General features: G+C 63.9%; 9 protein-coding genes. 6 read left to right on the top strand and 3 right to left on the bottom strand.

What is annotated here, in order from left to right:
- Positions 1 to 32 precede the first annotated feature (32 nt).
- A complete protein-coding gene (locus tag C1717_RS09270; RefSeq protein WP_102372889.1) occupies positions 33 to 1031 on the bottom strand; it encodes a YitT family protein in 999 nt (332 codons plus the stop codon).
- A gap of 515 nt (positions 1032 to 1546) precedes the next feature.
- On the opposite strand from C1717_RS09270, the gene C1717_RS09265 reads away from it, so the two are divergent.
- Positions 1547 to 3586, top strand: coding sequence for a RecQ family ATP-dependent DNA helicase (locus tag C1717_RS09265; protein ID WP_102372888.1), 2040 nt, complete (start codon positions 1547 to 1549; stop codon positions 3584 to 3586).
- A gap of 132 nt (positions 3587 to 3718) precedes the next feature.
- Positions 3719 to 4666: a homoserine O-acetyltransferase MetA gene (gene metA / locus C1717_RS09260; RefSeq protein WP_102372887.1), complete on the top strand. Its 948-nt coding sequence runs from the start codon at positions 3719 to 3721 to the stop codon at positions 4664 to 4666.
- A gap of 191 nt (positions 4667 to 4857) precedes the next feature.
- Here metA and C1717_RS09255 read toward each other — a convergent pair whose 3' ends face one another.
- Complete coding sequence (locus tag C1717_RS09255; RefSeq protein ID WP_102372886.1) at positions 4858 to 6540, bottom strand: M26 family metallopeptidase; 1683 nt, start codon at positions 6538 to 6540, stop codon at positions 4858 to 4860.
- 65 nt (positions 6541 to 6605) lie between these two features.
- On the bottom strand, positions 6606 to 9623 hold the full coding sequence (locus C1717_RS09250) for an insulinase family protein (RefSeq protein ID WP_102372885.1): 3018 nt from the start codon (positions 9621 to 9623) through the stop codon (positions 6606 to 6608).
- Between the two features lie 331 nt (positions 9624 to 9954).
- On the opposite strand from C1717_RS09250, the gene C1717_RS09245 reads away from it, so the two are divergent.
- The 4 genes from C1717_RS09245 (at position 9955) to C1717_RS09230 (ending at position 13584) form a co-directional block, all read left to right on the top strand.
- A complete protein-coding gene (locus C1717_RS09245; protein ID WP_245859614.1) occupies positions 9955 to 11103 on the top strand; it encodes a DMT family transporter in 1149 nt (382 codons plus the stop codon).
- A 167-nt stretch (positions 11104 to 11270) separates the two neighbouring features.
- On the top strand, positions 11271 to 12425 hold the full coding sequence (locus C1717_RS09240; RefSeq protein ID WP_102372884.1) for a linear amide C-N hydrolase: 1155 nt from the start codon (positions 11271 to 11273) through the stop codon (positions 12423 to 12425).
- Between the two features lie 212 nt (positions 12426 to 12637).
- Positions 12638 to 13057, top strand: a complete 420-nt coding sequence (locus tag C1717_RS09235; protein ID WP_102372883.1) for a DUF3830 family protein — start codon at positions 12638 to 12640, stop codon at positions 13055 to 13057.
- A gap of 2 nt (positions 13058 to 13059) precedes the next feature.
- A complete protein-coding gene (locus C1717_RS09230; protein ID WP_102372882.1) occupies positions 13060 to 13584 on the top strand; it encodes a hypothetical protein in 525 nt (174 codons plus the stop codon).
- The last annotated feature ends 305 nt before the right edge of the window (positions 13585 to 13889 follow it).

The raw sequence follows: 13889 nt of genomic DNA, 5'->3' as shown, positions 1-13889 counted from the left end.
GGAATGGGGACATCCAGAGGCTGCCCGGGCGCTTAGCGCCCGTCGTCCTGCATAAGGGCGCTGCGGCGCCTGCGTGCCGCCTCGCGCGCGGGCTGCTTTGCAGGATCGGGCACGGCGGTGGGGAGCGGCTCGTCCACGTGCCCGCTCCACCAACCGCCCACGAAGTTGTCCGTGCGGAAGACATTGATCACGGCGCCGGGATCGACCTCGCGCACGAGGCGGATGATGTCCTCGCTCTCATAGGTCGATACAACGGTGTGCAGCAGATACATGCGCTCGCGGCTGTAGCCGCCAATCACCTCGGCGCAGCTGATGCCGTGCTGGAAACTGTCTATGTAGGCATCCATGACCTCGTCGGCGTGGCGTGTGGTGATCTGCAGCGTCACACGGTCGTAGCGGTGGTAGAAGCTGTCGATGGTCTTGGTCGCGATGAACTGGAACACGATCGAATACGCCGCGTGCTCCCAGCCGAACAGCCATCCAAAGATCACCAGCAGGGCGCAGTTGCCCGCGAAGATGAAGCCCCAGATGGTCTTGCCCGTGCGGTTGGCCACGAGCAGCGAGATGAAGTCCGTGCCGCCCGTCGATGCGCCCGCCTTCAGCGCGATGGCGATGGAGAGACCAGAGATGAACCCGCCGAACACCACGAGCATGATCTGGTCGTCCAGGATGGGTTGGAAATCGAGGAAGCGCAGAAACGCTGCAGAGAGCGCTACCTGCAGCATGGAGAAGGCGACGAAGCGCTTGGAGATGCTGCGCAGGCAGATGAGCGCAAGCGGGATGTTGAGCGCAAGCATGCCAAGGTCGGTCGAGATGTGCACGCCCCAGATCGCGGTGATGCGGTCGATGAGCACGGCCACACCGGTGAAGCCGCTGGGCAAGAGGTTCGCTGGGTTGATGAACGCCTGGATGAGGAAGGCCTGAAGAAGCGCCGAGATGGTCACCGCGCCCGCTGTGATGATGCGCCGAATGACGGTGAGCCGTGCGAGCTCATGGCCAAGGTCGCCGATGATGTCGGTAGCAGTGTTCACGGTGCCTCCTCGTCTGTTTGCTGGTTCGGACCGTCATAGACGCGCACGGCGAGCTACCGCGCATGGCTCCTGCGGCTGCAGCGCCTTGAAGCACGAGGCGCTGCAGCCGCCGCGGCGTCTCCATTGCCAAGCGCCTTCGCGTGTTCCGTTCCAGGTTTGATGGGTTCCATATCGCAGGTCGCGCCGATTCTAGCATGGTCTGTGGAGCGCATCGGCTACCATGAAGACTCCATGCATCTTCCGCGAATCGGCCCTGAGAATCGGCCCTTGTGGCGAAACGTTGCCGGGCCGCGGGCGCGGGCCGGTCGCCGCGGGCGTCCACCCGGGTGCCCGGCTGGAATCTGCGGGCGCGATCCGGTCATTTGGCCGTCGGCTGGAATCTGCGGGCGCGATTTAGCAAGAGAAGGCTTTCTGAAAGGGCTTCTCTTGCTATTTTCTGCCCGCAGATTAAGGAGCAAGCAGATAGGGCGGAATCATGGGGAGGCCGGGCACGCCGGAAGGGAGGACTCGTGACGATGGGAGCTTTCGATGCCCAAGATGCTGCGTACACCATGGATGCAGCGCGCGAAGTGCTCGGGCGATACTTTGGTTTTGACACCTTCCGGCCTGGACAGGAGCGGGTGATCCGCGCCATCTTGCATGGCAGCGACGCCCTTGCGGTCATGCCCACCGGAGCGGGAAAGTCCATCTGCTACCAGGTGCCCGCGCTCATGTTTCCAGGTATAACGCTTGTGGTGAGCCCGCTCGTCTCGCTCATGGCCGACCAGGTGTTCTCGCTCAAGGCGGCCGGCGCGCGTCCAGCGTACCTCAACTCAACCCTCACGCCCGCACAACAGAACACGGTGCTCAAACGAGCTTCCGAGGGCTGGTACCAGATCATGTACGTTGCCCCGGAGCGCCTCGAGGATCCGCGCTTCCTCGCGTTCGCGCAGGCAGCGAGCCGGCCGGGAGGCATCGGCGTCCCGTTGGTCGCGGTCGATGAGGCGCATTGCATCTCGCAATGGGGCCAGGATTTCCGTCCTGCGTACCTCCAGATCGAACGCTTCGTGCGCTCGCTCGGCAAGCGCCCGGTGGTCGCTGCGTTCACGGCGACGGCGACCGAACGCGTTCGCACGGATATCGAGGACATGCTCGGCCTCAACGAACCCGAGCGCGTGGTTACGGGGTTCGACCGCGTTAACCTCTACTTTGGCGTCGAAGAGATGGGTGATAAGGCAAAGGCGCGTTGGATTCGCGATTATGCTCTCGAGCACGCGGGCGAGAGTGGGATCATTTATTGCTCTACGCGTCGTGCGGTGGAGGAGCTCGCCGATGAGCTGGCCCGCGGTCTCGCGCCGGCGCGCGTGGCGGTCGCGCGCTATCATGCGGGCATGTCGGTCGATGATCGCCATGCCAACCAGGAGGCCTTCATTGGGGATCGTGCGCCGCTGATCGTTGCGACCAACGCGTTTGGCATGGGGATCGACAAGCCCAATGTGCGCTATGTGATTCACCACAACGTGCCGGAGAGCATCGAGGCATATTACCAGGAGGCGGGCCGTGCCGGGCGCGACGGCGACCCGGCGAGCTGCTACCTGCTGTGGAACGGCAATGACTTTCGCTTGCGGCGCTTTCTTATCGATCGTGGCGACGAGGCGGACGCTGGCCTCGACCAGGACCAGCGTGACCAGGCGCGCCGAAACCGGTACCGGTTGCTTGGGCAGATGGAGGGCTACTGTCGGACAACGGGTTGCCTGCGGTCATATATCCTGCGGTATTTTGGCGATGCGGGTGCGCTCGGCGTTCATGCGGATACCCCTGCGGATGCGCCCAGCGGGCAGGAAGGCGTGCGCCGAGCGGCGGTGGGTGCACCCGAGCAGCGCACCGTCCACGGGTGCAGGAACTGCTCGAACTGTCTTACCTCGTTTGCCGTCGAGGATGTGAGCAAGACGGCGCGGGCCGTGATGAGCTTCGTCTCCGCGCATTCGGGGCGCTTCGGCAAGACGGTCATCGCCGAGGTGCTGCATGGTGCGAACAACGAGAAGCTCCGCTCGCTTCGCCTTACTGAAGACGAGGCCTATGCATTGTTGGCGGACGTGCCTCTCGCGTGCATAAAAGACGTGGTCGATCAGCTGTGCGGCAGCGGTTACCTAGAGGTTTCCCAAGGCCAATTCCCAGTCATCGCCTTGGGCGATCGCGCTGGGAGAGCTATCGCCGCAGGTGATGCGTTCACCTTCACCATCAAGAGCCGCGCTGCCAGGCGCGCGTCTGGCCTTCGCGCGCGGCGGGCGGTCGATCTGCTGCGGGAAGAAGCAGTTGGATCCGGGCGAGATCGCGTGGGCGACGACGTCGAGCTCTTCGAGCGCTTGCGCGAACTCAGGCGTGAGCTTGCGGCGGAGCGCGAGGTCCCGCCGTACATCGTGTGCAACGACAAGACGCTTCGCGGCATATGCCGCCTGCGCCCGCATACACGCGAGGAGCTGCTCGGGGTCTCGGGTATCGGCGAGCGCAAGGCGGACGAGTTCGGTGAGGCGTTCCTGGCGGCGGTCATCGCGTTCGAAGATGAGCGCGGATAGTTCATTTGACGTGCGCCTGCCGGCGTGAAAAGATAAAACGGCATGCGTGCGGGGCTATGCAGCGGGCTGGGTACGGCCTCATGCCCGGACATCGCTCCTCTCGCATGGCCAGCGCACGAAAAAGGAGCCCCTATGCCCATCCGCATCCCCAACGCTTTGCCCGCCACCGCCGCGCTCGACAGCGAGAACATCTTCGTCATGACGGAGTTCCGAGCCCTGCACCAGGACATCCGTCCGCTGCACGTGCTCATCTTGAACCTCATGCCCACCAAGATCGCGACCGAGACGCAGATCATGCGCAAGCTCTCGAATACGCCGCTCCAGATCGAGGTCGAGCTCCTGCGCACGGCAACTCACGACGCCAAGAACGTTTCGGAGGCCCATCTCGAGACCTTCTATCGTACGTTCGAGGAGGTCGAGCACGAGCATTTCGACGGTCTCATCATCACGGGGGCTCCCGTCGAGCAGCTTGATTTCGAGGATGTCGACTACTGGCCGGAGCTCCAGCGCATCATGGACTGGTCGGTTGAGAACGTGCACTCCACGCTGCATATCTGCTGGGGCGCCCAGGCGGGGCTGTACCATCATTACGGCATACAGAAGCGCGAGCTGCCCGCGAAGCTCTCGGGCGTCTATGGGCACTACCTCGTCAAGCGGTCGTCTCCGCTCGTGCGCGGCTTCGATGACCGCTTCAACGCCGTGCACTCGCGCTACACCGAGGTCAGGCGCGAGGATGTCGAGGCATGCTGCGATCTCGAGGTGCTCGCCGTGTCTGACGAGGCAGGTCTCTATATCGTGAAGAGCGTCGATAGCCGGCAGTTCTTCGTCTTCGGGCATCCCGAGTACGACGCAGACACGCTCAAGCTCGAGTACGAACGAGATCTGGACCGCGGTATCAACCCGGATATCCCGGTGAATTACTTCCCCGACGACGATCCCTCGCGCGAGCCGCTGAACACCTGGTGCAGCCAGGCCCAGTTGCTCTACACCAATTGGCTGAACTACTACGTCTACCAGACCACGCCGTACGACATCCGCCTCGCGGGCCGTCTTGCTCGCCGTCGCGCTGGGCTGGTGTAGCGGCTGCCTCCAGCCATTCGCTCCGGTTCGCGTTCGACCGGGCGCTGTTCGCGTGCATCGCGATTGACTTAAGCGGCTGTCGCGTACTCCTTCTTGCTGTATGTAGCGCTGACGCACAAAGCGGCCGCCCCAACGCTGTCACGATGGGGCGGCCTAGAATTTGCGTGTACGGCTATGGGGTACGGCAGGAGCTATCTGCGTTTGCGGATGAGCACGCCGAGAGTGGTGGTGGAGATGCCTGCGCCGATGCAGCCGAGGGAGGCGAGCAGCGCCGCATCGCCGGTAGCGGGAATGGTTCCTGTGGCGGGTTTTGCCTCCTGGACGGATTCCGGTGCGCTTGCTGGCTTCTGCTCAAGTGCTGCGAGCGCTTTCTCGATTGCGGAAGCCATCGCATCGACCTCGTCCTGGCGGCTTATGCCGAGGCCGGTTTCGATGGCGGCGATAGCTTGATCGAGCACGGCGAGCGATGCATCGGTATAGCGCGAGCGATCAAGCGCTTCCGCCTGTGCGACGGCGGCATCGACAGCGCTGTAGTCCGCGAGCCGCTCAAGAGCGGCGATGGCGGTGCTGATGGCATCGGCCATGGCATCAACCTCTGCCTGCCTGTCGGCGGTAAGCGTGCGATCGATTGCTCCTTGGGCTTCGGTTAGCTTTGCCACGCTCTCTGCGGTGTAGACTGCGAGGTCGGATGGAATGTCTGCCAGCGCTGTGTCGACGGCGGTGTAGTCTGCCGAAATGAGATGCGTCTGCGTGGCAAGCACCGGGTGCCCGCTCACGCCCATCGCCCAGCTCACGTTCTGAGACGCGTGCTGGTTCAGCTCGTCCACGAGAGCGAGGTTCGAGAAGTCGGCTACATTGCGTCCGATCGTGCCGTATGCGTCGTCGGGGGCGTCTTCGGTTGGGAAGGTTGCTGGATCGGGGCTGAAGCTAACCTGTCCATAGTCGGGCAGGAAGACTCCGTATGGGAAGCGGTAGGGCCCTTTGGCGGCGTCTCCGCCTTCCTGAATATAGGCACCGGTGGGCCAGAGGCAATGCTCGATGACGGTATTCTCTGGGAAGACGCCGAGAAATGACGCGAAGGTAGGCTGTGTGATGACGGTTGTCAGCACGACGCAGTTCCGCACCGTCGGCCCTTTGTCATCGAAGCAACCGCCGAGGATGCCTCCGTTGGATGAGGTTCCCGAAGCGATTTCGAGCGATCCATCGAAATAGCAGTCGGCGATGAGCGAGTCATCCTGCGCGTTTTCCCACTGTCCGACAAGGCCTCCAACGCAAGGGCCGGCCATCCCATCGACCGTGAGCTCGACTGAGGACGAGCAACCGATCACCTGTGAGCTTTCCGTGCACTGGCCGATCAGACCGCCCACGATGAATCCGCCCGGAGTGTACAGCGAGCCGGTCGCCCAGCAGTTCTCGATGACCGAGGAACTCGACCAACTCACGAGCGCTCCGATTTCAAGCCGCGTGTTGCTATCGGCTTCGATGATCATCGCCGCCTCAAGTCCGAGGTTGCGGATGGTCGCGTTGTGCACGGTGCCAAATAGGCCGTAGCGGTATTCGGTGCTGGGAACGTTATTCAGGTTGTGGACAACGTGCCCCTGTCCGTCGAATGTGCCGCTGAACGAGCTCGATGTGGAGTTCCTGCCGTCTTGGGAAATCGCCTTCCAGCCGAATCCGGACAGGTCGACATCCGTGTCGAGCACAATCGTCTTGCCGGTGAACGTAATCGGATTCTCCTGGTTGGTGAGCTCAGAGAGGCCAGCCAGGTCTTCAGCGGAGTCAAGCGTGAAGGTTTGGGCGCTGGGGTTTGAGGTGTACCAGCTTGTGTCCGATGTTCCATCCCATAGCGGGCGGGTGGGAAGACGTCGCGCCAAAGGAAAAGGCCGCTCGGGCAGCGAATCGCGCGACCCGGGCGGCCTATCGTTCGGAAACCGAGGGGCTATCCCAGCAGGTCCACGACGTTCCAGTTCTCGGCGCTGGCATCGATGATGTCGCGCCCGCCGAAGACGCACGCGGGCGCCTCAGCGGCGATACGGGTCACGTCGTCGCCGAGTGCGCGCAGGCGCTTATCGGTACAGGCGAGCATCTCCTCGCGTGCCTGCTCGCGGAAGTGCGCGGGCCGCTTGCCAAAGTAGGCGGCGTTGCGGCGCTTGGTGAGCGCATAGGGTTTGAGCGGGGCATCGAGTCCGGAGACCGTGCTCACGATGTAGCCCTCGAGGGTCGCGTGGTCCACCTTGAGGTGCTTGAGCCACGAGCCCGCTTGCGCGATGCGCTTGAGCGTCGGGTCGATCGCCGGGTCGCGGTAGGTCGAGAACGAGACCTGCCGGTCGATGGCGGAACGGAACCAGCAGCCGTAGGCGCCGCCCTTCGTGCGGATCTCGTTCCACAGGTAGCCGTAGGTCAACGCGCCCGCAGCGACGCTCCAGGTGCCATCGGTTGCGATGCCGAGCACGCGCGGGTCGGACGCGCGCGCCACATAGCACACGTCGCTCGGAATGACGAAGGCCTCGTGCTTGGGCTCGGGCATGGGGACGTAGAGCTCCTTGGCGGGAGCGGTGCGCGGCTCGAGGCCCAGGTTGCCGGCGGCGGACCAGTAGCGCTCGTAATCCTTCTCCGAGCCGGTGAAGCTCGCCATGGTGCCGGTCGAGGTGAAGATGCGGGTCTGCAGCTCGCGCAGCTTGTCGCAGAGCCCCTCCGCCTGCTCGTCGAAGTGGTCGAGCGTGTCACGCAGGAATCGGTAGAAGTCCACGCCGCCCAGCTGCTCGGCTACGACCGCTGCTGGTGAGACGTAGGAGAGCGCTCGGCCCACTGCAGCCTGGTGCCCGGCGGTGATAAACGCCTGCTCCATGCCGATGCGCATCTGCGTGAGCACGTCGCGGATGCGGTCGGTGTCCTCAAAGACGGTCTCCGCCCACACCTCACGCGGGATGGATGCGAGCATGTCGATCTTCTCGGAGAGGGCGCCGGCGGATACGGTGAGCATGGGGCGGGCGAGCTTGGCGTTGGGCTGCTGGAAAATCTCGGTATTGAAGGAGAGGAAGCCGAGGTTCGAGCCAATGTAGCTGTCGAGTTCCGCGGCGCTCCTCCGATCGGTGGCGAGTTGCTGCATGAGGCGGCAGAGCACCTTCACATAGGGTAGCTCGGCGTAGCTCACGTGGCTCAGGTCGAAATAGGTGAGCGCATAGGCGAGCCGGCGCGTGGGGATGTCGTGCCTGAGGCAGGGGATGGGCGCGGTGGTGTCCACGACGAGCGCGGGCTCGGGACGCGCCGGTCCGATGTCGGCGACATGCAGGCGCGGTAATTTGGCACGGTCCTCGGGCGCGTCCTCGGCTTCCTGCTGGGCGCGCAGCTCGGCGACGGTGTCGAGCACCTGCTGGAGATCCTCGTCGGACATGGCGTCCTTGATGGCAGCAAGGCGCGCGGCTTCATCGCTTGCTTCCCGGGCTGGGGTATCGCCGGTGGGCACGAGCTCCACGAGGGCATGGTGGTCGCTTTCCAGCACGAGCTCGGCAAGCAACTGCTCGAAGAAGTCGCCTTCGAGTGCTTCGCGCAGCTTGGTGTAGGTGTCGGCGTACTTGAGCGCGTCGGTGGGGGCGTCGTCGCTGTAGAGCCAGGTGTTCAGGGCGTCGCAGGCGAGCGCCACGCCGTCGGCGGTGCCGTAGTCGCGCTGGCGCAGGGCGTACTCGTTGCCCGAGATCACGGCCTCAAGGCGCTCGCGTGGAATGCCCTCGCGCACCAGGCGCGCACATTCGTCGAGCACGAGCTGCTGCAGCTGGTCGGCGACGCCGGGCTTGGCGTTCTGCAGAATGATGATCTCGTAGGGCTTAGCGTAGGTGGGCGCGGTGTAGCTCACCACGTTGCCGCCGAGGTCCGCGGCGAGGATGGCCTTTTTGAGCGGGGCTTCGTTGGAGCCGAGGATGGACTCGAAGAGGACGTCTGCTGCGACGGTGCGCGCCGCGTCGAGCGCGTCGCCTAGCACGTAGGCGATGCCCACGAGGGCGTTTTCCGGCGTGGTGTCCATGCGCACGGTCTTGTGCGCGCACACGACGGGCGCAGGGTCTCCGAGCTCATTGGGGCCGAGTTCCTCGGGGGATGCGCCTCCGGCGCGGCGGCGCGCGATGCAGGCGCTGGCGGCGTTCTCTTGCGAGAGGTAGCGCTCGTCCAGAAACGCGAGCTCGCGACGGATGTCGGCGAAATCGCCATAGAGCGTGATGTAGCTGTTCGGCAGGTTGTAGTGGCGCGCATGCGTGTCGATGAACTCCTCGTATGTGAGCTCGGGGATGTGGCGCGGGTCGCCGCCCGACTCGCAGGCGTAGGCCGTACCCGGGAAGAGCGCGGCGCACATCGCGTCGTCGAGCACGCTCATGGGGTCGGAAAGCGCGCCTTTCATCTCGTTGAACACGACGCCGTTGTAGCACAGCGTCCCCTCGCGCGGAGTGGCGTTGTCCGGCACGTCAAGCTCGTAGTGCCAGCCTTCCTGCTGGAAGATGGACGGCTTCGTGTAGATCGCGGGATTGAGCACCGCGTCCATGTAGACGTCCATGAGGTTCAAGAGATCCTGCTCGTTGGTCGATGCCACCGGGTAGATGGTCTTGTCGGGGTAGGTCATGGCATTCAAGAACGTTTGCATGGAGCTCTTGATGAGGTCGACGAAGGGTTCCTTCACCGGGAACTTGGCCGAGCCGCAGAGAACCGAGTGCTCGAGGATGTGGAACACGCCCGTATCGTTTGCGGGCGGGGTCTTGAACGCGATGGCGAATGCCTTGTTCTCATCGTCGCAAGCGAGGTAGAGCAAGCGCGCTCCGCTGGTCGCATGGCGAAGGACGTAGGCATCGGCGTCGAGCTCGGCGATGGTTTCGCGGCTCTCGACGGTAAAGCCGCAGACGGTGCTTCCGGGTTCGAGCAGGGCGTGCGCCGTCGCGCGCGGATCCGCATGCTCGGTCGAGGGGGTGGGCATATGCGTACTCCTTAGTTTGGCCATCGGCGCGCCTACGGTGCGCGGATGGGATGATGAACATCCACGAGTATACCCATGCGCCAGATTCCGCACGGGGGCGCACGCGGCAAGGGCGCTCGTTCCAGAGCGGCCCCAGGGCCGAATGGCTCGATGCTTCGGCGGCAGTGTGTAGCCTGTGTGAAGCAGCGTGCCCCGCCCGCCCGTGCGACATGGCATTACCGAAGGGCGCGCTCCGGCTGGCTAAAGCGCGCCCGGGATTTGCAAAACACTTGCGCTATCCTGCGGAATCTTGAGTTATGGTGAGATGGTGAACCAGAGGGAAGGCGGTGTCATGGGCGAACAGGATATGCGTGACGAGGTACAGGCTGCATCGAAGCGCGAGGCCCGCACGTCGGCCCGCTCCACGGCGGATCGTCTGCTCGCCGACACGCATGATGCCGCCGTGCGCTATGCGTCCATCCAGCCGGCTGCGGCGATTCCCGCGCTTGAGAAAGCCGCGGCTCGGGTTCTCTCGCCTGCATCGTCCAGACCGTACGGAACCGATGCCGCCTCTCGCAAGAAGCGCCGCCGGCTGCGCGAGCGCGCAAACGCCGAGAGCGGCCGCCGGATGCTCGCCGGTGTGCTTGCTACGTTCTTCGGCGGCCTGTTCTGGGGCTTTTCCGGCACCTGCGCCGACTTTCTGTTCGAGAACTACGCGGTGGACACCATGTGGCTCATGTGCATGCGCCAGATCACCGCGGGCGCGATGTTCCTCGTCGTGATACTCGCGCGCGCCAAGGATCGCTCTCGTCTGTGGCAGCTCCTTACCAACAAGCGCGACCTCCTCGTGCTCCTAGGGTTCTCCGCCTCGGGCGTGCTGCTCAACCAGTTCGGCTACCTTATGTCGATCCGCATCACCAATGCCGGAACGGCAACGGTTCTGCAGTGTCTCCAGCTCGTGATCATCATGGTGTACGCTTGCGTCACCACACATCGCGCGCCGCGCACGCGCGAGCTCATGGGCGTGGCTCTCGCATTGGTGGGAACGTATCTGCTGGCGACCGGCGGCGATCCCTCGAACCTTTCGATTCCGCCGTTCGGATTGTTCATCGGTTTGATATCGGCGCTCGGCGCGGCGGCGATGTCTATCGTCCCGGTCCGGATCCTGCCCAAGTACGGCGCCGCTGTCGTTACGGGATCGGGCATGCTGATCTGCGGCATCGTGTCGAGCTTGTTCATCCAGCCCTGGGCGCATATGGCGCCGTTTGATGGAATCGGATGGGGAGCGTTCTTGGTACTCGCGCTCGTTGGGTCCTGCCTGGCCTACTCGCTCTACATGCAGGGCGTCAAGGACATCGGCTCCATGCGGGCGAGCCTCATCGGCACGGTCGAGCCGGTCTCCGCCGCCGTTACGAGCGCGATCGTCCTCGGCACCGTCTTTACCGGCACCGACATCGTCGGGTTCGCCTGCATCATCATCATGATGGTTCTCACGGTATAGGGCGGCAGGACAGTTGCACGCAATTTGACGGGCAGGGTGGCTGCATGCCGGCGATGGTCGCCGTGATGAAGCCCGCGATGATCTTGACGATTTAATAGACAACGTCAACTACGACCTATCTTTTGCTAGCATGGGGCGCCGTTATCGTGCTTGTGAAAGGGGAGTCTGTGGAAGAGACGTCCAAGGTTGAGGGAAGCGCACGCGTGCAGAGGCCCGGCCGCGCGAAGCGCATCGTCGTTCGCGTGCTCATCGCACTCGTAGCGCTGGTCATCGTTGCCGTTGGGGCAGTCGCGTTCATGTTCAGGAACGAGATCGCGACGGTCGCGTCAATACAGAAGGTCAACGACTATCCGATGTACACGATGGAGTACAGCGGCGATTACGGTATCGATGAGTTCATCGCCCAGGGTGGCGCCTCAAACGATGCCGAGCTCATCGAGTTCGTGATCCAGCATCTCATGAAGGGCCTGCCGATTACCATCGACCTGCCCGATCTGGCATGCTCCACGTTCAACGCCACCACGTCCGAGGGCGATGCGATCTTCGGTCGCAACTTCGACCTGTCTTACTCGCCGAGCATGCTCGTGCGCACCGACCCCGAGGACGGCTACGCGTCCATCTCCATGGTCAACCTGGGCTTCCTCGGCTACGGCGAGGACAAGCTCCCCGATTCGCCCACCTCGAGCATCACGGCGCTTGCTGCACCCTACGCGCCGCTCGACGGCGTGAACGAGGCGGGTCTTGCCGTGGGCGTTCTGCTCATCGATACCGACCCCACCGATCAGCAGACCGACCGCGTGGACATCACCACCACGACGGCCATCCGTCTCATGCTGGATAAGTGCGCGACGGTCGATGAGGCGGTGGCGCTTCTCGAGCAGTACGACATGCACTCGAGCGCCAACAGCTGCTATCACTTCCAGATCGCCGATGCGAGCGGCGAGACCGTGGTGGTCGAGTACATCGGCAACGAGATGTCGGTGCTCGAGCCCGGTGACGAGACCACGGCTGGCGCCGCTGTCGAGGGACGCACGTATATGGCGGCGACGAACTTCCTGCTCACGCCCGGCGACTACGACTTCGGTAGCGGTCAGGACCGTTACGCCATCTTGGCCGATGGACTCACCGCGGCGGATGGCGTGCTCAGCGAGGACGCTGCGATGGATCTGCTCTGCGCAGTGGCACAGGAGCCGCACATCAACAGCCGCGGTGAGGAGAGCGCCACGCAGTGGTCGGTCGTCTACAACCTTGATGAGCGGACCGCGACGATTGCCGTGGGGATGGATTACGAGAATACCTTCGAGGTCAGCCTGGCCGAGTAGGCGCAGCTGCCGCTCCTGCCGTCTGCGGGGCGAATCGCGCTGGTGTCGCAGGCTGCGCAACCGCATGCGTGCTAGCATGGGGGGCATCGAACGGAGTGCGCGGGCTGGGGCGCCGGTATATAACCGGCGTGAAGTTTGGGCTCGGCGACCCCGCGCGCCGTTCGCCTCGTATTCGCCAGCGAGCCTAGTGAGCGACGGATCGAGGAGGCACCATGACCCAAAAGCTCAAAATCACCCTTGGAGGCGAGACGTACCTCGCCGACCTGCTCTGGCAGGAAGCGCCGCAGACCTGCGAGGCCTTTGTTGCGGCGTGCCCGTTCGAGTCGCGCGTGTTCTCCGCACGCGTCTGCGATGCCGAGGTCACCTATCCCGTGCCCGGCGAGATCGCGGACCTCGACCTCATGGAGAATCCCAAGTTCGAGGAGCCGGCGGGTTCTATCGTGTGGTACGGGGCATGGTCGTGCATCTGCATCTTCTTCGACGAGTGCGAGCCCTACGGTACCTGCAATATGTTCGCGCGCATCTGCGAGGCGGACCGCGAGCGGTTCGCCCGCGCCTGTCGGGCGGTTTGGGATGTGCCGGCGATTCCCATCTGGAACGAGATCGTCGAGGTAGAGGAAGAGGGGGAGTAGCCATGGCGGCAATCGAATCGCTCGACGGTCTGTCCGCTATCGAGTTGGCGCGCGAGCTGCGTGCGTGCGCAGACCGCATGATCGCGAACGAGCCCGAGGACATTGTGCGCCTGCGAGCGCGCAAGCTCGACACGGGGCGCGAGTTCTCCGTGTGGGAGTATACGATCGGCTACTGCATGAACCTCTCCGATGTGGCGAGCGTCCTGCGTGACCAAGCGGCGTGTGCCGCGCGCGGCGAGGAAGCGGGCGATGTCGCGACGCTCGCCCGGACCATGGAGCGGCTTTGCATCTGGTACGCCGGCCAGTTTGAGACTACGGGCAAGATGACCGACACCGAGGCGATCCTTACGCGCTGCGCTGCATGCTTTGCCGGGGCAGATGACGCGGATGTCTTCTGCGACCTGGCGCGCGGCCTCGAGCGCTACCTGGTGCAGCTCATGTTCTGGGTCGATCGCCAGCTCCCATGGAGCGCGGTGAGCGACCTGGTGCACGGCTACCGCCTGCGCCAAGCGGCGTCTGCGGAGTAGCAAGCTGCGAGCGGGGCTCGTCGTTGCCTCGGAACTTGCTGCCGGGTATCGCGATTCGCGCGCGGTAGCCGCTTCCAAGGCCATGGTCGCGACGAGCCCTGCTCATGTGGTTCCTGTTTGCGAAGATCGTGCCCGCTACAGCCATGCTCGCGAAGTTCGCGCCCGTGAAATTCGTACTCGCACAATCGACGGGCGGGTTTTAGCAAGAGGAGGCTCCGAAAAAGCCCTTAGTTTTTCATTCCAAGTGCAACAACGCCCGATGGGGACGGCCCATGGCGCCCTGATACGATGGTGCTTGCGACGAC

Source organism: Enorma phocaeensis, assembly GCF_900186505.1.
Lineage (GTDB): Bacteria > Actinomycetota > Coriobacteriia > Coriobacteriales > Coriobacteriaceae > Enorma > Enorma phocaeensis.
This window is presented reverse-complemented; position numbering and strand designations above follow the sequence as displayed.

Bases quoted from the DNA above. Each gene is read 5' to 3' on its own strand.
- C1717_RS09265 (WP_102372888.1), top strand. From the start codon at position 1,547: ATGGGAGCTTTCGATGCCCAAGATGCTGCGTACACCATGGATGCAGCG.
- C1717_RS09250 (WP_102372885.1), bottom strand. From the start codon at position 9,623: ATGCCCACCCCCTCGACCGAGCATGCGGATCCGCGCGCGACGGCGCAC.
- C1717_RS09245 (WP_245859614.1), top strand. From the start codon at position 9,955: ATGGGCGAACAGGATATGCGTGACGAGGTACAGGCTGCATCGAAGCGC.
- metA (WP_102372887.1), top strand. From the start codon at position 3,719: ATGCCCATCCGCATCCCCAACGCTTTGCCCGCCACCGCCGCGCTCGAC.
- C1717_RS09235 (WP_102372883.1), top strand. From the start codon at position 12,638: ATGACCCAAAAGCTCAAAATCACCCTTGGAGGCGAGACGTACCTCGCC.
- C1717_RS09230 (WP_102372882.1), top strand. From the start codon at position 13,060: ATGGCGGCAATCGAATCGCTCGACGGTCTGTCCGCTATCGAGTTGGCG.